We start from the raw sequence: 19,354 nt of genomic DNA, 5'->3' as shown, positions 1-19,354 counted from the left end.
CTGGCAGGTGACATTGCAGCCTTATAGTGTAGCGCTATATTGGGGCGACATATCAAGCTGCAAGTGCCCTCCTGCCATAGTGTGCTATTTCACGCCGCCGCCCAGCGTCTGCCACAGGGTGATACGGTTTTCAAAATCAGTCTGTTGCAGGGCAATCAGGTCGGTCTGCGCCGACCACAGTGAACGCTGATCGGTAAGCACCGTCAGATAATCGCCCGCACCGGTTTCATAACTGCGGCGCGCCAAATCATAACTGCGCTGTGCGGCCGCAACATATTGCTGCTGGGCATCCATCTGTTCACTGAGCGTGGCACGGCGGGCGAGGGCGTCCGCCACATCTTTAAAGGCGCTCTGGATGGCTTTTTCATACGCGGCAATCAGCCCCTTTTTCTCCGCTTCAGCGTAGCGCAACTGCGCGGTATTACTGCCGCCGGTAAACAGAGGCAGGCTCAGGCTGGGCGCGAACGACCACACATTGCTGCCGTGGCTGAACAGGTTCGACAGCGAACTGCTGCCGACGCCTGCGCTTGCAGTCAGCGAGAGCGTCGGGAAGAAATTCGCCCGCGCTGCGCCGATATCCGCATTGGCACTTTTCAGATTATGTTCCGCTTCCAGCACGTCCGGGCGGCGCAGTAATACCGACGACGAAATCCCGGCGGGCACCAGTTTGATGGCCTGCGGTGCCAGGCTTTCCAGCGTACCCGGCAACAGATTTTGCGCCACGGTGTCGCCCGCCAGCAGATTCAGGGCGTTGATGTCCTGCGCGACCAGCGTCTGGTAGCTGGCGACACTGGCGCGTGCCTGCTGATAAATCGCCATCGAAGAGCTGACGTCCGGCCCCGAGGCGACGCCTTCCTGTTGCCGCCGTTGCGTAATGCTCAGCGAATCCGCCGCGCTTTTCAGGGTGTCCTGCGCCAGCTTCAGATTGCTGTTGTCCGCCGCCAGCGTGATCCACGCGGTGCTGGTTTCTGAAATCAGCGTCAGACGGGTGTTCTGCGCGGTCGATTCACTCGCCAGCCAGGTTTCTTTTGCCGCTGTGCTCAGGCTGCGGTTACGGCCAAACAGGTCGATTTCAAAACTGCTGACCGCACCGTCGGCGGTGGCGCTGCTGCTGACGCCTGCATCCTGCGTCCGGCTGCGGGTTTGTGAAAGCTCAGCATCCAGCGTCGGGAACAGGCTGGCGCGTTGCTCGCCATACAGCGCTTTGGCGGCTTCAATATCAGCAATCGCTTCCTGCAAATCGCGGTTGCTGGTCAGCGCTTTGGCCACCACGGCATTCAGGCGCGCATCGGCCATGATGCCCTGCCAGTCGCTCAGCACCGTGGTAGCCGCTGGCTGTGCGCCCTGCGCAGGCCAGACTGCAGGCACCGGCGCGGCAGGGCGCTGATAATCGGGATCCAGCGAGATACAGCCTGCCAGCAACATGGCCAGCGAAATAATACTCAGACGAAAAATCATGCTGACTCCTGCGCGTCTTTGTGACCGGTGAAGACTTTTTTCACCAGCACGAAGAACAGCGGAACAAAGAAAATAGCCAGTAAGGTGGCGGTCACGGTGCCGCCAATAATGCCGGTACCGATGGCGATGCGGCTGTTAGCCCCTGCGCCGGTCGCGACTGCCAGCGGCATCACCCCGGCGATAAAGGCCAGCGACGTCATCAGGATCGGGCGTAAACGGGTGCGGGCAGCGGAGAGCGCGGCAGCGGTCAGGGTGCTGCCTTGTTTGAGTGCTGCTTCGGCAAACTCAACTATCAGGATGGCGTTTTTCGACGACAGGCCGATGGTAGTCAGCAGCGCCACCTGGAAGTAAACGTCGTTATTCAGGCCACGCAGTTCGGCGGCAAGGGATGCGCCAAGCAGACCGAGCGGGATCACCAGGATCACGGAGAACGGCACGGACCAGCTTTCGTACAGTGCGGCGAGACACAGGAATACCACCAGAATCGAGATGGCATACAGGCTGAGCGCCTGACCGCTGGCGAGCTTTTCCTGCAGAGAGAGTCCGCTCCATGCCCAGGTTGAACCGGCGGGTAATTTATCCGCCAGCGCTTCCATTTTTGCCATCGCCGCGCCGGAACTGTAGCCGTCGGTGTTCTCGCCCTGGATCTCATAGGAAGTTGATCCGTTATAGCGCGCCAGACTTTCCGGGCCATAGGTCCAGTGGGTGGTGGCGAACGCGGAGAACGGCGTCATGCTGGTACCGTCGCTGCTGCGCACAAACCATTTATTCAGATCCGCCGGTTTGGAACGAAACTCGCTGTCGCCCTGGATATACACTTCCTTGACGCGGCCACGGTCAATGAAATCATTGACGTAAGTGCCGCCCCACGCGCTGCTTAGCGTGGCAGTGACATCGCTGAGCGTCAGCCCGAGCGCCACGGCTTTGTTGTTGTCGATATCCACCTGCAACTGTGGCATTTGTGGCAAATCATTGGCGCGAACCGATTGCAGTTCCGGACTTTTGGCGGCCAGGGCCAGCAGTTCGGTGCGCAGTTTGAGTAAGTCCGCGCGGCTGGTGCCGCCGGTAGCCATCAGCTCAAAGGTGAAACCGTTGCTTTGCCCGAGCCCGTCCACGGAAGGCGGCGTCATGGCGATGACTTTGCGTCGCGGATCACCGCCAGATCCCGCATCGCGCGACCGGCTACCGCCTGCGCGGTGTTTACGGCACCCGGACGTTCATCCCAGTTCTTCAGTGACACAAACGCCATCCCGGCATTCTGACCGCTGCCGCTGAAGTTAAAGCCGGTGATGGTGAATATGACGTTGGTATTGGCTTTCTCTTTGCCGAGGAACCACTCTGTAACACGGGAATTGACGGCTTCGGTACGGTTCGCTGTCGCCCCTGCGGGCAGGGTGTATTGCACCATGACTTCGCCCTGATCTTCAGACGGCAGGAAGCTGGTCGGCAGTTGCCACATCAGCACGCCCATCAGTGCGGCCATGGCGCCGTAAATCAGCGCCATCACCACCGGACGGCGCTGCACATGCGTCACGCCATTTTCGTAGCGTTGTTCAGTACGCGAATACAAACGGTTGAAGCCACCGAAGAAACCACGGGTAGCCTGTGGTTTATGGCGCAGAAATGCGCCGCACAGCGCCGGTGTCAGGGTCAGCGCCACCACCACGGAAAGTATCATGGCGGAAATAATGGTGACGGAGAACTGGCGATAAATCACGCCGGTTGAGCCGCCGAAAAACGCCATCGGCAGGAACACGGCAGAGAGCACCAGCGCAATCGCCACCAGTGCGCCGGAGATTTCTCCCATCGACTTCTCGGTGGCCTCGCGGGCGGGAAGCCCTTCATCACGCATGATGCGCTCAACGTTTTCCACCACCACGATAGCGTCATCCACCAGCAGGCCGATGGCCAGCACCATCGCGAACAGCGTCAGGGTGTTAATGGAATAGCCGAACAGCGCCAGTACGCCGAACGTGCCGAGCAGTACCACCGGCACCGCCAGCGCGGGGATCAGCGTGGCGCGCAGATTCTGCATAAACAGATACATCACCACGATGACCAGCACGATGGCTTCGATCAGCGTTTTAATGACGTCTTCCACCGACACTTTAATAAATTCGGTGCTGTCTTTCGGATAGGCGACGTCATAGCCTTTCGGCATGCTGCGCTGGTATTCGCTGATGGTGTTTTTCACCAGCGTGGCGGTATCGAGCGCGTTGGCGCCCGGCGATAACATCACCGCCATACCCGCCGCCGGATGACCGTTCAGCTGTGAAGACGCGGTGTAATCTTCGCTGCCCATTTCGACGCGGGCGATATCACTGATGCGCACCACCGCGCCGCCGGTATTGCCTTTAACAATGATGTTACGGAACTGCTCCGGCGTTTGCAGACGTGATTGCGCACGCACCGTGGCGGTCAGTTGTTGTGAAGCGGAAGACGGCAGACCGCCAATTTTACCGGCGGAGATTTGCACGTTTTGCGCTTCGATGGCCGTTTCCACATCTGACGGCATCAGGTCATACGCCGCCAGTTTGGTGGGATCCAGCCAGATGCGCATGGCATATTCCGCACCAAACACCTGCAAGCTGCCGACGCCGCTGACGCGCGCCAGCGGATCCTGCATATTACTGACCAGCCAGTCGGCGATATCCGAGCTGCTGGTTTTGTCGGTTTTATCGTACACCGCCATGATCAGCAGGAAACTGGACTGCGACTTGGTGACCGTCACCCCGGCTTCCTGTACTTCCGTCGGCAGGCGTGATTCCGCCTGCTGGACTTTGTTCTGCACCTGCACCTGCGCGGTATCGGCATTGGTGCCCTGTTTGAAGGTGACGGTGATATCCACCGACCCGTCGGAACTGCTGCTGGAGCTGAAATACAGCAGATTATCCAGGCCGGTCAGTTGTTGTTCGATGACCTGCGTGACGCTGTTCTCCAGCGTTTCGGCGTTAGCCCCGGAATAGGTGGCTTTGATTTTCACTGAGGGAGGCGCGACGTCCGGATACTGCGCGACCGGCAGCGTGCGGATCGCCATAATCCCGGCCATCATGATCAAAATCGCAATCACCCAGGCAAAAACCGGGCGACGCACAAAGAAGCGGGAGAACATCAGGCGGCTCCTTCTGTGCTTTTCGCAGTGGCGGCGTTATTCACTTCAACCGGTTTCACCGTATCGCCCACCGTGACTTTGTCACTGCCTTCCACCAGCACGCGATCACCCGCCTGCAAACCTTTGACAATCAGCCAGTGGGTTCCGGTAGCCTCGCCGGTTTCGATATGACGTCGTTCGACTTTGTTGTCGGCGGTAACCACCAGCGCGGTGGCATCGCCTTTGGCATCCCGTGTCACACCTTGTTGCGGCGCGAGCACGGCATTTTCGACGACGCCTTCATCCACGTCAGCGCGGATAAACATCCCCGGCAGTAAAACGTGTTGCGGATTCGGGAACACGGAGCGCAGCGTGACCGAACCGGTGGCTTCATCGACCGCCACTTCGGTCAGTTCCAGACGACCTTTTTCGGGGTAGGTTGAACCGTCTTCAAGGGTGAGCGTGACACTTAAAGCATCGCTGTTCGCTGCCAGCGCGCGTTTACGCAGACTGAGCAAATCGGCGCTGGAACGGGTGAGATCCACGTACATTGAATCGAGATTTCGCACCGTCGCCAGCGCGGTGTCCTGCGCGGCAGAGACCAGCGCGCCCGGTGTAACGGAGGAAATGCCGATACGACCGGCAATCGGCGACGTGACCCGCGTCCAGTCGAGATTGATTTTGGCCGACTCCAGCGATGCGGCTTTTTCATCCACGCTGGCGCGGTCTTCTGCACAGGCCGATTGCGCATCTTCCGCATCCTGCTGCGACACGCCTTGCTCTTTCACCAGTACGGCATAACGGCGGGCTTTCTGGCAATCCGAGAGCACCAGCGCTTTGGCGCTTTTCAGTGCAGCGGCAGCCTGATCGTACGTCGCTTTATACGACGACGGATCAATCTGATACAGCGCCTGACCGGCTTTAACCCAGTCGCCTTCGGTGAATAAACGTTTTTGAATAATACCGCCGACCTGCGGCCGCACATCCGCCGTCAGTGTGGCGGTGGTCCGGCCGGTTAATTCGCTGACCAGATTGAACGATTGTGCTTTTAGCGTGACGACGCCCACTTCAGCGGGCGCGGCAGTGGGCTGAGCCGGTGGTGAATTATCGCAACCACTCAGCGCGATAAGTATCAATAAGCAGGAGAATCTTAAAGGCATTTTGGTGTCCGTAAATAATAAATAATATAATTAAAGGCAAAGGAGCCCCGGCTGTTTTATCGAAATAAAACAGTCAGGATCCCGTTAAAATTATTTAAAGATGTGCCGTTGTTTATAAATCAGGAATCATAAATCATGAATTTTCTTCGTGACCTCATTAATGTATTTAACCATCTGCTGATATATTTCCGGCGTGACCTCACCGTTATAGGCTTTCGTCCGTACGGTGATTTTTAAATTCTCAATGGCGTAAATTATTTCAGGTGCGGGCGGCGGGTTATTTTCAATCACGCGCTTTTTCATTTTTTCTTCTATGGCGCGGATTTCGTTTCTTCTTGCCGCCAGATATTCAGAACCGGCCGGTGTCATGGAAAACTGTTTTTTCCCGCCTTCTATTTCTGCGGCGGTGGCAAAGCCGTTGTCAACAATATGCGCCAGGATCGGGTAAATCACGCCGGGGCTGGGGATGTACACCCCCATAGAATAGCCTTCGATGGTTTTGATAATTTCGTAGCCATGCACCGGGTTTATCTGGATCAGATGCAACACAAACAGCGCCAGTTCCTGACGGGTGAACAGTTTGCTTTTACGCCGTACAGCAGGTTCGGTTTCGCTCATGATTTTTCTCCTTCGCTGATTGCCGACGACCTCAAGATATATCTTACAAGTTTGCAGGGCAAGACAGTGACGGAGCGGGAAACTAACGTAAGGATAGTGTTAATGTGTTGTTTTATAATGACTAAATCATGATGGTGCTCTCAGGTTCGCCCCTGTTGCTGACACTTCTTAACAGTTCAGAACAGGGGTAACTGATTGATCTTGAGATAAACGGCGGAAAGATGCCGTAAACCTATTTTTGCCGTGTAAGCATTGCGAAAAAGTCCGGTTTTCAGCGGCAGTGGCGGCTTTTTATGGCATCTGAAACATCGGCGGCCAGTGCCGCAATCAGTTTCTGTTGCGCGGTGATAAGTTCCGGCACGCCACCCGTCACGGCAATCTGATGCTGTGAGCGACAGGTCAGCATTTTTTCATCTGCGCCAAAACGCAGTTGCCAGCGGGCTGTCAGGCTGGCGTGACGTTGTGGCCAGGCATCCAGTTGCTGCACGGTTACGCGCAGGGTGATAACCGGTTTATCGGGCGGCGGTGTCAATTCGCGGATGTCTGTTGTATTCAGCGAGCGTTCAAGCTGCGCCGACAGCGCACTGCGTATTTCCTCCGGCAGCGGCGCGGCCCACAACGCGCTATCCGATATCACGATTTCGCCGTCACTTTTACGTATCACCAGTTGCGGCTGATTAAGCTGTTCAGGCACGGTCACCGGTTGTACGCGCAGCACAAATGCAGCCGGTGGTATCGCAGATGGCGCATTCTCCGCAGGTGTGATCAGGGTGTAATAATGAGGCGCAGGAGAGGCGCAACCGCTTAACCCCAGCAGGAGGCAAACCCCGGTTATCACGCGAAGGACATTCATGGTTGCTCCTTATTTTCATTGTTTCTGCCGGCGATCAGCGCCTGTGGCTGGCGCGTGAGCAGGCCGGTGAGGGTGCGCAGGGAATATAATGTCCGCTGGAATTCGGCCAGCGTTTGCAACAGCGGAGAGTCCGCTGCCAGCAGGGTTTGTGCGCTGCCCATCGTCTGATCGAACTGGCGCAGGGTTTGCGTGGTTTGTGGCAGAACCTGACGGTTCACCTGAATCAGCGTCTGATTGAGATTGCCCAGTGTGGCATCCAGATTGCTGCCAATCGACTCAATGGGCATTGTCGATAACTTGCCAATCAGTGTCGCGAGCTGTTCCTGCAGGTGATCAAAGCCGCCATTGAGTGTGGGGATCTGCAACGGACGCGCAGTCATATCAAAAGACACCGGCAGCGCCGAAGGCACAAAATCGAGCGAGATATACAACTGTCCGGTGAGCAGATTGCCGGTGCGCGCCTGCGCCCGCAGTCCGTGTTTCACCATGTCGCGCAGGAACGTGGCAGCCTGCTGCTGGCCGTCTTTTTCAGGTTTCGGCAGTTTCTCCTGCACATGCCCTAAGCGGTTCGGATACACCTCAATCGTCGCCACCGAGATAAACCGTGAAGCGGCAGGGTCGTAATCGAGCTCAATCGCCGTGACTTTCCCGAGCTTCACGCTGGAAAACTCCACCGGCGCGCCGGTTTTCATGCCGCGCAGCGACTGCTGGAAGCGCAACTGCAACACCTGCGGCGTGCCGTCCGGCGGGGTCATTGCCGAGGCCTGATCGTCTGCCAGCGTATATACGCGGTGGCTGGCTGCCGGTTTTGCCGTGCTGTCGTCAGGTGGATTGGCAAACGCGATGCCTCCGGCAATCACCGACGCCATGGTCTGCGTTTTGATCTGCAAACCTTCAGAATCGAGTGATAAATCCACGCCGCTGGCATTCCAGAAACGGGTGGCGGAAGTGACGAACCGGTCATACGGCGCATCGATAAATACGTTCAGGCTGACGCCTTTGCCGTCAGGGCGCAGCGCATAGGAAGAGACCCGCCCGACCGGCACGCGGCGGTAATACACCGCCGAACCGATATCCAGTGAACCCAGATCGTCGGCCACCACTTCAAACTGTTTGCCGGGCATACCGTTGATCACCGCCGGGGGCGATTCCAGTCCCTGAAAGTCACTGCCGGATTTCTGCGATGTGCCGGTATCAAGGCTGATATACGCGCCGGAAAGCAGGGTATCGATACCCGATACGCCGCCCATGCCGATGCGCGGACGCACGACCCAAAAACGGGTGTCCTCCCTGGGCAGATTTTCGGCGTTTTTCATCAGTGAAACGGTGACCAGCACGCGCCGGCTGTCGGGGCTGAGCGAAATCGATTTCACCCGCCCGACCGTGACGTCTTTGTATTTCACTTCGGTTTTACCGGCTTCTAATCCGCTGGCGGTCTGAAAAGTAATGGAGATTTCCGGGCCGGTATCCGCCCAGACCTGTAACAGCAAAAACAAACCCACTGATGCCGCTATGGCGGGCACCAGCCAGATCAGCGAGGGGCGAAAACGGCGCGGGACAATGTCCGGCGGGGGTGAAGCGTGTTCAGTCATTATTCTGATTTTCCCAGAGCAAACGCGGGTCTAACTTCAGGGCAGCCAGCAGGGTGAAGATCACCACTGCGCCAAAAAAAACAATACCGATGCGCGGTTCGGCAGTGCTGAGGCCGGGGAACTGCACCAGCGCTGCGATCATCGCGACCACCATCACATCGAGCATCGACCAGTAACCGATATGTTCCGTCAGGCGGAACAGGCGCGAGCGACGAAGCTGACCGGAAGCGGGACGTCGTTGTACCGCGATCAGCAGCCCGCCGAGGATCAGGAACTTAGCACACGGCACGACAATGCTGGCGGTAAAAATGATTGCTGCGATGATGTAATCACCGGCATCCCAGAACCCGGCAATACCGCCCAGAATGGTGCTTTCACTGCCGCGACCGGCAAAACTGTTGTACATCACCGGCAGTAAATTGGCGGGCAGATACAGCAACAGCCCGGTGAGCAGCAATGCCCATGACTGGCTGAGGCTGTCCGGCAATCGCGGATGCAGCGGCGCATGGCAGCGCGGACACGGCAACGCCCGCACGCCAGGCACCTGTTCGCAGACCAGTCCGCAGACATGACAGCGCACGATGCCCTGCGTTAATGCGTGCGGAACCGGCGTCATTCGCGCTGGCCTTTCAGCGTTTTGAGGCTCCACAGCGGGTGGAAATCCTGATGGTTGATCACCGGCAATAACAGGCACAACCCGAGCAGCGCCCATGTGCCGGGGCCGGGGGTGATTTGCACCAGTCCCGAGAGTTTGATGGCGGCGATAAGAATGCTCAGCAACGCCACTTCCGCCATGCTCCAGGGTGCCAGCCCGGCCAGCAAACGCATCGCAGAAGCGAGTCCCGGCGCGGCTTTTTTCCGGCAGGCGTGCCATAACACCCAACCCAATAAGAGAATTTGCAGACACGGACAGACGATGATCAGCATGGCCAGCGGAATGGCCAGTGGCGATGCGTAGCTGTACGCCAGCGCCATCGCGGTTTGCCACAACGTTGCCGCCTGCACCTGACCATGAAACTGAATTTCCAGCACCGGGAAGGCATTGGCGATAATGAAAAACAGCGCGGCGGTGACCGTCAGCGCAAACCATTGTTCCAGACTCAGCCAGCTTCCCCGATACAGTACGGCACGGCAACGCTGGCAATGTGCGGCCTCGCCGGACCGCACAGGTTTTCGGGTATACAGACTGTCGCAATGTTTGCAAACGACCTGCTGCGGATAGATTTTCATGGTGATGTCCTGTGTCCTGCCGTCACTTATTTCAGTTGTGCCTGCAACTGTTCCGCGCCTTTATCCAGCCCGGTTTCGGCCGCACTCAGCGCACCCCAGGTCGCGCCAATGTTCAGCGAGTTCGGGTATTGCTTCGCGATATAAGCCTTCAGCAGCTGATTGGAGGGGGCGTCATAAATTTCCACCGCATAACTCACGGAGCCGGTGAATGAACCCTGTTTGCCGCGCACTGACTGCACGATGTTGTACGGCCCGCCCATCAGATCAAAGCGGGTGAACGTGCCCAGAAACGCGGTGGTGGTTTGCGCGCCGGTGAGCGTCAGCCGGATACGTAAGGTGCCTGGGGTAATAGCGTTCGTCAGCGGGAAACGCCCGCCGACACTTTTGCCGAACTGCTGCTGCATGTACGCCGCCAGTTGCTGTTTTTGCTCCGCCGTGACGTCATCAAACTGGGCATCCTTGCCCTGATAAATCACCACCGGATCGAGGATCGCGCGGCTGTATTTATTCCAGTCCGTCGGGGTGTTGTAGCTGTATGCGATATGGCCTGAATCGTCCCGGGTATCAGGTTTCATTTGTGGAGAAGAGGTGACCCCGGTGTAGGGCACAGGCTGGGTACTCGCGCACCCGGTGAGAAAACCCAAAGAAATCAAAGCCGCCAGAGAATAGCCGTGAACGGATGCAGACATTTTTCCTACCTTTTTAAGAATCGTCGCGGGACGTCGGTTTCGGTTTATTTCAAAACCGTACGGTACGGTTCATTTATGGAGTAATAAAATTCCCATGTCAAGAAAATGTACAGGTGGGTTTAGTTTTGAGGAGAAGGTCACAAGGCGTAAAAAAGGCGTCATGTTTGCACATGACGCCTATGATGTTGTCCGTTCGGGCGTTATCGGTTAGAAATCGACGTTCACGCCCAACTGGAAGCTGCGACCCGGCATCACAGCCAGCGCTTTGTTGTACTCATCCTGATTGGTGGTTTCGGTCAGGGTGCGGCTGCTCAGATAATCCCAGTATTTGCGGTCGGTGATGTTATAAACGCCACCGCTGAGTTTCACGTTCTTCGCGACTTTCCAGTAGGCCGTTGCATCCACCATACCGTAGCCCGGCACATTCATGTATTCGGTGGTGGAACCCGTGATTGGCGTCCCGGCATTGGTGTAGCTCTGGCGGCTGGTCGCTTCGGCTTTTTTACCTTTCACGAAGGTGGCGGTCAGGGCGGTGCCGTAGATGCCGGATGGCGCATCCCATGCCACGCCAGCCACAAACTTCATTGGCGGCACGCTGTCGAGGTCAACATATTTGTCGCCATCGTAGCTGGATTTCGATTCACCCTTGGCATAACCCAGTGCGAAGGTGGTGCTCAGGCCATCAACGCTGCTGAACCAGGTACCGTAGTTAATTTTGGTACTCAGATCGCCACCGTAGATAAAGGCTTCATCGCGGTTTTCTGCCTGATAAATCGTATAAATATTGGAGGGCACATTGGTGAACATACCCGGGCTGCCCGCGCGGGTGTAGCGGGTGTTAGCAATGAAGTTTTTGTAGGTGTTATAGAAGAGAGAAGTCTTGAAGGTCACGCCTTCCGTGGCTTCGCCTTTCATGCCCCATTCAAAGTTATTGCTGGTTTCGGTTTTCAGATTAGTGTTACCGATCAGCGCGTACTGACCACGGCCTGCGTAGTTAGAACCGAGGTTCCAGGAGCCGTAAAGCTGGCTGGCATCCGGGAACTGGGCACCGCGCTGGTACTGCAGGTAAGTCATCAGCTTAGGGGTGATGTCATAGGTGAAGGCCAGTGATGGCAGGGCCTGTGTATCGGAGTTGGCTTTACCGTACAAGGTGGAAACCTGATCTTCAGAAACAATGCTGTTGGACAAGTCTGACAGGTTTTCTGCCTTGGTATTCTGATACGCGACACGCACCGCAGGCACCACAGAGAAGTTATGGCCGTCGAGGTCAAACTTAATGGTGTCTTGCAGGAAGCCGCCGAGGATATACGTCCGGCTGTTAGCTTCCGGCTGCATGATAGTCGTGAAAGCACTTTGATCCGGGCTTTCGCGGAACGGACGTTCAGTGTTGGACACGCGGCCGTTGATACCGGCACTCAGCTCATGGCGACCCAGCGTTTTTAGCCAGCTGGTCTCCGCGCCGTAAGTGTTCACGTCATAGTTTGAGTAGACGTTCATCATCTGCTTACTTTCGTTTGGCAGATAGGTGTTGTCGTGTGCCTGAGTGTACTGGTAATACACTTTCGAGACGATGGCATCCACGTAATCGTTGAATGGCGTCCATTCATCTTTCAGGCTCGCGCCCCAGCGGCGGGTGTTACTTTGCTGTTGTGCGGTACCCAGAATCGCGCTGCCAGCATTGTTCCAGGTATCGTAATGGGTGTGGTTCACTTTCTCGTAGTAATCGAGGGTGCCGGTGATTTTATGCGCATCATTCGGCTGCCAGATGACCGACGTCATAATGGCGTCAGAGTGCCAGTTGGCCGGATACGCATCGAGCGTATCGCTGTTGTTGCTGGTTTCCTGGCCGTCGCGGCGGCTGATGGCGATCAGGCCCCGCAGGTTTCGTCACCGGCGGCAGCGGTGATGCCGTTGTGCCAGGAACGATCCGAAGAATCATAATCAGACTGGTAACCGAAATAGACTTCCTTGCCCGGACGCAGGTAATCGTCGGCAGATTTTGGCAGGAAGGAAACGGCACCGCCGATGGAGGTGTTGGCGCGATCGGCTGATGTGGCGCCGGATTCAATATCCACCTGACCGTAAATATACGGGTCGATGTAATCGCGGCCAATACCAAAGGTATTCAGGCCCGCACGGCTGACGTAGCTGCGCCCGGTAGCGTTTGGCTGCGGAATACCGTCGACGTCAATACCGACGCGGTTGCTTTCCAGGCCACGGATGTTATAGCCGGTATAACCGCTGCGGTCGAAGCCGCTTTTGCCATTGCCGGAGCCGCCACTCGCGCCGGTCGCGGTGATCAGCGGCTCATAACGCATGATAGTGCCGAAATCATTACCGCCTTTTCGCTGCATTTCTGCCGCCGTGATGGTGGTTTTCGAGCCTGGTTTTTTATCCGGCATCGTTTCGGTGACAGTCATGACTTCTTCATTGTTCTGCGCCAGATCCTGCGCGGTACGCACCGCCGGTTTTTTTTTGATGGCTTCAGAAGATTGCGTATTGCTTGCTGTGAGATCGGTATTGTCTTTAACGGCTTCCGCTGCATTTACGTTAAAGGTGGTGGTGAGAATCGTCCCCATGAAAATGACGTTTTTCACCAAACCCTGCTGTGTAAAGGATTTGAACATTTGTTATAAGTCCTGGACTAATTTTTTTAAGTTCTGCTCGCATTTACTGCCTTTCGACAAATCAGACGCGCTGGTCATCTGCATGCAATTCTTCCGTGAAAAGGCCATTGTCCTTATAAAATATGGGTTTATTTAACATCCGCACCCATTTCGGCTTCGTGAGAATGATAATGATACTGATAATTGTTATCAACAAAATGATAAAAAAAATGTAGTTCTTAACGAAATCTTTGCAATTCGTCTTTCGAAACGGGCCAGGGGGGCGCGGCTTTACAAGCCGGAAAGGCATGGTTAGAGTGGGTACAAATAGAAACTGTACCGTACAGTTAAGGAGTGAAAATGAAGGTACGTACTGAGGCCAGAAGGGATGCCATTGTGGATGCCGCGGCGGAATTATTTCAGGAGTGCGGCTACGAGCGTGCTTCGATGAATGAGCTTGCCCGGCGGCTTGGCGGATCAAAAGCCACACTTTACAATTACTTTCCCTCCAAAGAATCGCTGCTGGTGGCGGTGGTTAAAGCCTACGCCACCGGGCATCTTTCCGATGCCGTTGACGGGCTTTCCGCCCCCTTGCCTGATCTGCCGCTGGAAACGGTGCTGACCCGTTTTGGTGAAAGAATGTTGCTGGTGCTGACCAACGACGGTACCGCGCTGGCGGTATACCGGATGGTGATTGCTGAAGCCGGGCGTTCTGACATCGGTATGTTGTTTCACGATGCCGGTCCGGGTGAAGCCATCGAATCACTGGCGGCATTTTTAGCGCTGGCGATGCAAAAAGGGCAACTCGGCAATGCTGATGCCGATTTGCGCGCGCGCCAGTTTCTGGCGCTGGTGACGGCGCAAACCAATATGCGTTTGTACCAGAGCGACCCTGCGCCACTGGACGTCATCGAGATCAAGCAACTGGTGAAAAACGCCGTCGAGATGTTCCTGTACGGCGCCGTGCGCTAGCCATTCTTCCTCCGGCCACTGCAATCCGAAGCCATCCACCGCGATGGCTTTTTTGTTTTTCCTTACACTTTCCGGGATTGCGGAAAACATGACTAAGATATATCTTTCGGTAGACCTTATCGCAAAAGAGAGAACGTGATGGCACAACATCGCACTGAAACCCCTGCCGCAAATCTGCCGGTTCGTGTCAAAAATGAACTGATTTTCCGTCATATCACGGTAAAAAGCAGTGAAACGATTTCCGGCTGTTTTAAACGCATTGTATTAAACGGCGACGAGCTGAGCGGGTTTACGTCACGCGGCTTCGATGACCACATCAAACTGTTTTTCCCGGCGAATCCGGGGGATGCCATTACACCACCCGCTGCAACCGAAGAAGGGATCGTGTGGGGCGAAGGGCCGCGTCCGCTGAACCGCGAATACACGCCGCTGCATTACGATGCACAGACCAACGAACTGACGCTGGATTTCTATATTCACGACGGGGGTGTCGCCAGCGAATGGGCGGCTGATGCGAAGCCGGGCGATAAACTGATCATCGGCGGGCCACGTGGTTCACTGATCATCCCGACCACCTATAAATGGCAGTTGTATGTCTGCGATGAAACCGGTCTTCCGGCGGTGAAACGCCGTCTGCGTGAGCTGAAACAGGCGGCGTCCGACGCCAAAATCACCGTGCTGGTGAAAGTGAAAGACGTGAGTTGCGTCAGCTATTTAGATGATGAACAAGACTTCAACATTGAATGGATTGTCAGCGATGAGCACAACGGTTATCAGGAAGATGACGCGGCGGTTAAAAAACTGAAAAGCCTGCCGCTGCCAGAAAGCGATTACTACATCTGGGTCACCGGTGAAGGGAAATTCGCCAAAGGGCTGAATGATTATTTCGTGGAAACCCGTGGATTGGATGCGAACCTGGTGCGTTGTGTGGCCTATTGGCATAATAAATAACGATGATGAATCATAAACACCGCCGCGAAAGAATGTTCGAAACGGGGGATATCCGCCTGCTGATGCTGCATTTTTTGCAGCGGCGTCCCGCCCACGGTTATGAGCTGATCAAGGCCATCGAAGAATTATCCAAAGGTGAATACACGCCGAGCGCCAGTATCATTTATCCGAACCTGACCTTTTTAGAAGAACAGGGGTTGATTTCGGCCAGCCAGGAAGAGGGCGGTAAGAAGCAATATGCGATTACACCGGAAGGTTCGCAATCGCTGGCTGAACAGGGAGAACTGCTCGGCTCAGTGACGGAGAAACTGCATTCGCTGGCGATTTTATCCAACAATCGCAGCATTCCTGAAATGCAGCGCGCGATAAACAATATCCGCATGGCGCTGAACCTGCGGCTGGCGAAAGGCCCCATCGGACAGGAGACACTGTATAAAATCACCGATGCGTTAGACCGGGCGACAAAAGAAATCGAGCGCAGTTAGCCGTACCTCAGAAAGCAAAAAGCCTCCGGATGGAGGCTTTACTGTCCCGGTATTGTCACTTATCTTCCGGCCACGGGGTCAGTATTTCATAACCATCTTTCGTCACCGCAATCATATGTTCCCATTGTGCGGACAACGAATGATCTTTAGTCACCACGGTCCAGCCATCGGGCAGGACTTTGTTTTGTTTTTTACCGGCATTGAGCATCGGCTCGATGGTAAATAACATGCCTTCCTGCAATACCAGCCCGTGACCTTGCTCGCCATAATGCAGCACCTGCGGATCTTCGTGATAACCCATGCCGATGCCGTGACCGCAATACTCTTCCACAATGGAAAACCCTTCGCGTTTCGCGACAGTGGCAATCGCATGGCCGACGTCGCCGAGCGTTGCGCCGGGACGTACCACTGCAATACCGGCCATCATTGCTTCATAGGTGGTATCCACCAGACGGCGCGCCATAATGCCGGGTTCACCGGCGTAATACATACGGCTGGTATCGCCGTACCAGCCGTCTTTGATCAGCGCCACGTCGATGTTAACAATATCGCCTTTTTTCAGCGCCTTATCGGAAGGAATGCCGTGACAAATCACGTGGTTGACGGAGGTGCAGGTGGTTTTCTGATAGCCGTGATAACCGATATTGGCCGGGATCGCCTGCAATTCGTTGACGATAAAATCGTGGCAGATGCGGTCCAGTTCGTTAGTCGTAACGCCTGGCACTACGTACGGCGTGATCATATGCAACACGCGCGCCGCCAGTTTACCGGCGATACGGGCTTTATCGATGCCTTCCGGCGTTTTGACCATGCGGTTATTGTTGACGAAATACCTGCTGTCTAAACCATTATTCATTGCTTGCCTTCCTGTGTGTGCCACCCACGTTTAACAGCGTGCGGATACTTCCGGTGTTTTCTTCAGATTCCATGCTGCACTGCACCAGCAATTGCGAAATCTGGCTGTGCGTCATATCAGGATGGGTTTCCATCAGCATGCCAATCTTCATCCAGTGCTCGGCCTGTGCGTTCATCGAACGCGTATAAGCCATGCTGGCAATACGCAAATTCTCGTGCATCAGTTCTGAAATCTTAATGATACCCATGGGCTTGCCTCGGTAGTATACGAATCATATATGTTTTATATACTACGCAAAGCGAAAACGAAACTCAACCGGCGAGTTTCATGACACCTTTCGGAAAATGGCGTATATTGTGTTGATTTTTCAAGCTCTTATCCCAAATTTTAAATCCAAAAGGTTCACATGAAATCTACAAGTAAGTTACTTATCGGCCTTGTCTGTGTCATGGCGCTTTCTGGCTGCGCGCGTACCGAGCCGGTAACGACGCCGCATACCACGCTGGCAACCCATAATTCAGAAAGTCAGATCAGAACCGCTATTATCGACGCAGGGCAAAAACGTGGCTGGATAATGACGGATGGCGCACCGGGCGTGATTAACGGTCATCTGAATAACCGTGAACACAAAGCAGATATCCGTATTACCTATGACACCCGCGGCTACACCATTAATTATGTCGGCAGCACCAATCTGCTGGCCGGGAAAGGCGAGATTCACCGCAGTTACAACCATTGGGTGAATAATCTCGACAATGATATTCAGATTCGCCTGGCGTCCAGTGCCACAAAATAATTAAGTGTTAAGGGGGCGGGGTATTGGCTCTTAACAGAAAGTAAAACGCCTCCGCTGAACAGACGGGGGCGTTTTCGCTATATGGCCGGGTTTAGTGGCGCTTACTGGCCCGGGGACTCTTTTTTCATCGCGTCTTTGGACATGGAATCTTTCGACATGCTGTCTTTCTTCATGTGATCTTTCGACATGCAGTCTTTGCCCATACTGTCTTTCGCCATAGTGTCTTTGCTCATGCTGTCTTTTTTCATGCAGTCTTTTGACATATGGCCCATGGTGTCTTTCTTCGCCATTGCGTCAGCGGCATAGGTGGTGCTCACTGCGCCCATCATCAGGCAAGCAGACATCATCATTATGGTTAACTTTTTCATGGTAAATCCTTCTCTATAGGTTTGATGTACAAAGGGTGTTGTGGAGAGTGTTCAGCTTCCGCCGAACCAGTTGTAGCCCTGATCTTCCCAGTAGCCACCGGTAAATTTATTGGTAATTTCAATCACTTCGATGTGTTTCGGATTCTTGTAGCCGAGTTTGGTCGGCATCCTCAGCTTCATCGGGAAGCCGTATTGTCGCGGCAAAATCTGGCCGTCGTAGGTCAGCGCCAGCAGGGTTTGCGGATGCAGTGCCGTCGCCATATCAATGCTGGTGTAATACTCGTCGGCGCATTTAAAACTGACATATTCCGCCGTGAGATCTGCCCCGATCAGGCGCAGAAAATCGCCGAACGGCACGCCGCCCCATTTACCAATCGCGCTCCAGCCTTCGACACAAATGTGTCGCGTCACCTGACTGACCTGCGCCATTTTGTACAGCGTCGGCAGTGACCATTCGCGTTTATCCAGTGCCAGACCGGCGATTTTCAGGCGGTAAGCGTTGCCGTCGACTTGTGGCGCGTCGTCTTCGGCGTAAAAAGCGTTAAACGGAAACGGACGGGTGATCATCGATTCGGCATACACCGGCGCGAGGCGTGTTGAACCGAACAGCCAGCCCTGCACGCGGTCATTGAAACCGGAGATTTTGCCCAGCGCATTTTCCACGCTGGCGTTATCGCTGATATCGCAACCGGTCAGCATCGCCACGCCGCCGAGTGTCAGTCCGCGTTGTAAAAACAGGCGGCGGGAGGGCGCATCCAGTTCGCGGATAATCTGTTTTTTCGCTTCCTGTAAAATCGCTTCGCTGTCGGAAGGACTGAAAATCTGGCTGAGGGTTCTTTTAACGATGTTTTTCATCATGTCTTCCTTAACGCCCGCGGATCATGGCAATCAGGGTTTTCGGCACCAGCGCCACCATCACGATATGCAACACCACAAATCCCACCAGTGAAGCCATCGCCAGAAAATGTACATAACGCGCGGTATCAAAGCCGCCCATCAGTTCGCGCAGCAGCGGGAATTGCACCGATTTCCACACCACCAGCCCGGAAAGCACCAGCACGATGCCGTCGAACATCACGAACACATACGCCGCACGTTGCACCATGTTGTAGTGCCGTAAATCGTCGTGTTTCAGCTTGCCACGCAGGGCAGCCCGCAAATCATTGAAGATGCCGCGTGGCGTCAGCGGCCAGAATTTCTGTTTCATCCGGCCGGTAAAAATGTTCATCAGCAGATAAAACAGGCCGTTAAAACCGAACAACCACATACCGGCGAAATGCCACTGAATACCGCCGCCGAGCCAGCCACCCAGTGTCATCGCTGGCGGGAAATCAAAATCAAACAGGGGTGATGCGTTATAAATCTGCCAGCCGCTGGTCACCATAATCAGCACCGCCAGCGCATTCAGCCAGTGGGTCAGCCGCAGCCACAAAGGGTGCACCGTGGCCGGTTTGGATTTTGCCTGATGAGGTAATTCCGTGTGTATTGTCATAATGAAGTCCGGCTGTCCGCCCTGTGATGTAGCGAGTATTGAGCGGATTTGTTCCCCGAGACCTCACGCAAAGTTAAATAAAATGTGATAACTCGCAGACGGTTGCTTGTGTAGACTCAAACCATTAGGAAACGCCA

The 19,354-nt window shown here is 55.1% G+C and carries 17 protein-coding genes and 2 pseudogenes; 4 read left to right on the top strand and 15 right to left on the bottom strand.

Annotation, left to right across the window (positions count from 1 at the left end; translation table 11 throughout):
• Positions 1–84 precede the first annotated feature (84 nt).
• From UC14_RS02145 to UC14_RS02100, 10 genes and pseudogenes are all read right to left on the bottom strand, one after another.
• Positions 85–1,455 (bottom strand): efflux transporter outer membrane subunit, encoded by a 1,371-nt coding sequence (locus tag UC14_RS02145; RefSeq protein ID WP_119262443.1) that lies wholly within the window; start codon positions 1,453–1,455, stop codon positions 85–87.
• A pseudogene (locus tag UC14_RS02140) lies at positions 1,455–4,570 on the bottom strand (efflux RND transporter permease subunit). The gene UC14_RS02145 and the pseudogene UC14_RS02140 overlap by 1 nt, the downstream one beginning before the upstream one ends.
• The gene (locus tag UC14_RS02135) at positions 4,570–5,709 is read right to left on the bottom strand and encodes an efflux RND transporter periplasmic adaptor subunit (protein ID WP_112197149.1); all 1,140 of its coding nucleotides are present in this window, start codon (positions 5,707–5,709) and stop codon (positions 4,570–4,572) included. Before UC14_RS02135 ends, UC14_RS02140 begins: the two are co-directional and overlap by 1 nt.
• Positions 5,710–5,835: 126 nt before the next feature.
• The gene (locus UC14_RS02130) at positions 5,836–6,327 is read right to left on the bottom strand and encodes a PadR family transcriptional regulator (RefSeq protein ID WP_013578085.1); all 492 of its coding nucleotides are present in this window, start codon (positions 6,325–6,327) and stop codon (positions 5,836–5,838) included.
• Positions 6,328–6,598: 271 nt separating this feature from the next.
• Positions 6,599–7,180, bottom strand: a complete 582-nt coding sequence (locus UC14_RS02125; protein WP_112197148.1) for a membrane integrity-associated transporter subunit PqiC — start codon at positions 7,178–7,180, stop codon at positions 6,599–6,601.
• The gene (locus UC14_RS02120) at positions 7,177–8,772 is read right to left on the bottom strand and encodes an intermembrane transport protein PqiB (RefSeq protein ID WP_112197147.1); all 1,596 of its coding nucleotides are present in this window, start codon (positions 8,770–8,772) and stop codon (positions 7,177–7,179) included. The genes UC14_RS02125 and UC14_RS02120 overlap by 4 nt, the downstream gene beginning before the upstream one ends.
• The gene (locus UC14_RS02115) at positions 8,765–9,388 is read right to left on the bottom strand and encodes a paraquat-inducible protein A (protein ID WP_112197146.1); all 624 of its coding nucleotides are present in this window, start codon (positions 9,386–9,388) and stop codon (positions 8,765–8,767) included. The genes UC14_RS02120 and UC14_RS02115 overlap by 8 nt, the downstream gene beginning before the upstream one ends.
• On the bottom strand, positions 9,385–10,002 hold the full coding sequence (locus UC14_RS02110; protein ID WP_013578089.1) for a paraquat-inducible protein A: 618 nt from the start codon (positions 10,000–10,002) through the stop codon (positions 9,385–9,387). The genes UC14_RS02115 and UC14_RS02110 overlap by 4 nt, the downstream gene beginning before the upstream one ends.
• 26 nt (positions 10,003–10,028) lie before the next feature.
• Positions 10,029–10,691 (bottom strand): DUF3313 domain-containing protein, encoded by a 663-nt coding sequence (locus tag UC14_RS02105; protein WP_112197145.1) that lies wholly within the window; start codon positions 10,689–10,691, stop codon positions 10,029–10,031.
• Between the two features lie 207 nt (positions 10,692–10,898).
• Positions 10,899–13,270: pseudogene (locus UC14_RS02100) on the bottom strand (TonB-dependent receptor domain-containing protein).
• Positions 13,271–13,657: 387 nt separating this feature from the next.
• Between UC14_RS02100 and UC14_RS02090 the strand changes: the two are divergent.
• The 3 genes from UC14_RS02090 to UC14_RS02080 all read left to right on the top strand — a co-directional run bounded on the left by UC14_RS02090 (position 13,658) and on the right by UC14_RS02080 (position 15,705).
• A complete protein-coding gene (locus tag UC14_RS02090; RefSeq protein ID WP_013578092.1) occupies positions 13,658–14,269 on the top strand; it encodes a TetR/AcrR family transcriptional regulator in 612 nt (203 codons plus the stop codon).
• Positions 14,270–14,407: 138 nt separating this feature from the next.
• The gene (locus tag UC14_RS02085; RefSeq protein ID WP_112197144.1) at positions 14,408–15,220 is read left to right on the top strand and encodes a siderophore-interacting protein; all 813 of its coding nucleotides are present in this window, start codon (positions 14,408–14,410) and stop codon (positions 15,218–15,220) included.
• A 2-nt stretch (positions 15,221–15,222) separates the two neighbouring features.
• Positions 15,223–15,705 carry a PadR family transcriptional regulator gene (locus tag UC14_RS02080; RefSeq protein WP_223509528.1) on the top strand — a complete coding sequence of 161 codons (483 nt, stop codon included), beginning with the start codon at positions 15,223–15,225 and terminating at the stop codon, positions 15,703–15,705.
• A gap of 55 nt (positions 15,706–15,760) precedes the next feature.
• Here UC14_RS02080 and map read toward each other — a convergent pair whose 3' ends face one another.
• Complete coding sequence (gene map, locus UC14_RS02075; RefSeq protein ID WP_370447429.1) at positions 15,761–16,516, bottom strand: type I methionyl aminopeptidase; 756 nt, start codon at positions 16,514–16,516, stop codon at positions 15,761–15,763.
• Positions 16,517–16,553: 37 nt separating this feature from the next.
• Positions 16,554–16,808 (bottom strand): ParD-like family protein, encoded by a 255-nt coding sequence (locus UC14_RS02070; RefSeq protein ID WP_013578096.1) that lies wholly within the window; start codon positions 16,806–16,808, stop codon positions 16,554–16,556.
• Between the two features lie 159 nt (positions 16,809–16,967).
• On the opposite strand from UC14_RS02070, the gene UC14_RS02065 reads away from it, so the two are divergent.
• Positions 16,968–17,357 carry a hypothetical protein gene (locus UC14_RS02065; protein WP_013578097.1) on the top strand — a complete coding sequence of 130 codons (390 nt, stop codon included), beginning with the start codon at positions 16,968–16,970 and terminating at the stop codon, positions 17,355–17,357.
• Positions 17,358–17,458: 101 nt separating this feature from the next.
• Here UC14_RS02065 and UC14_RS02060 read toward each other — a convergent pair whose 3' ends face one another.
• Genes UC14_RS02060 through UC14_RS02050 form a run of 3 tightly spaced genes read right to left on the bottom strand, consistent with a single transcriptional unit; the run spans position 17,459 to position 19,217 of the window.
• Positions 17,459–17,725 (bottom strand): pentapeptide MXKDX repeat protein, encoded by a 267-nt coding sequence (locus UC14_RS02060; RefSeq protein WP_112197142.1) that lies wholly within the window; start codon positions 17,723–17,725, stop codon positions 17,459–17,461.
• A gap of 51 nt (positions 17,726–17,776) precedes the next feature.
• Positions 17,777–18,580, bottom strand: a complete 804-nt coding sequence (locus UC14_RS02055) for a molybdopterin-dependent oxidoreductase (RefSeq protein WP_112197141.1) — start codon at positions 18,578–18,580, stop codon at positions 17,777–17,779.
• A gap of 10 nt (positions 18,581–18,590) precedes the next feature.
• Positions 18,591–19,217, bottom strand: coding sequence for a cytochrome b/b6 domain-containing protein (locus tag UC14_RS02050; protein WP_013578100.1), 627 nt, complete (start codon positions 19,215–19,217; stop codon positions 18,591–18,593).
• Between the last annotated feature and the right edge of the window lie 137 nt (positions 19,218–19,354).

It is taken from the genome of Rahnella sp. NRRL B-41462, assembly GCF_003263525.1.
GTDB lineage: Bacteria > Pseudomonadota > Gammaproteobacteria > Enterobacterales > Enterobacteriaceae > Rahnella > Rahnella aceris.
This window is presented reverse-complemented; position numbering and strand designations above follow the sequence as displayed.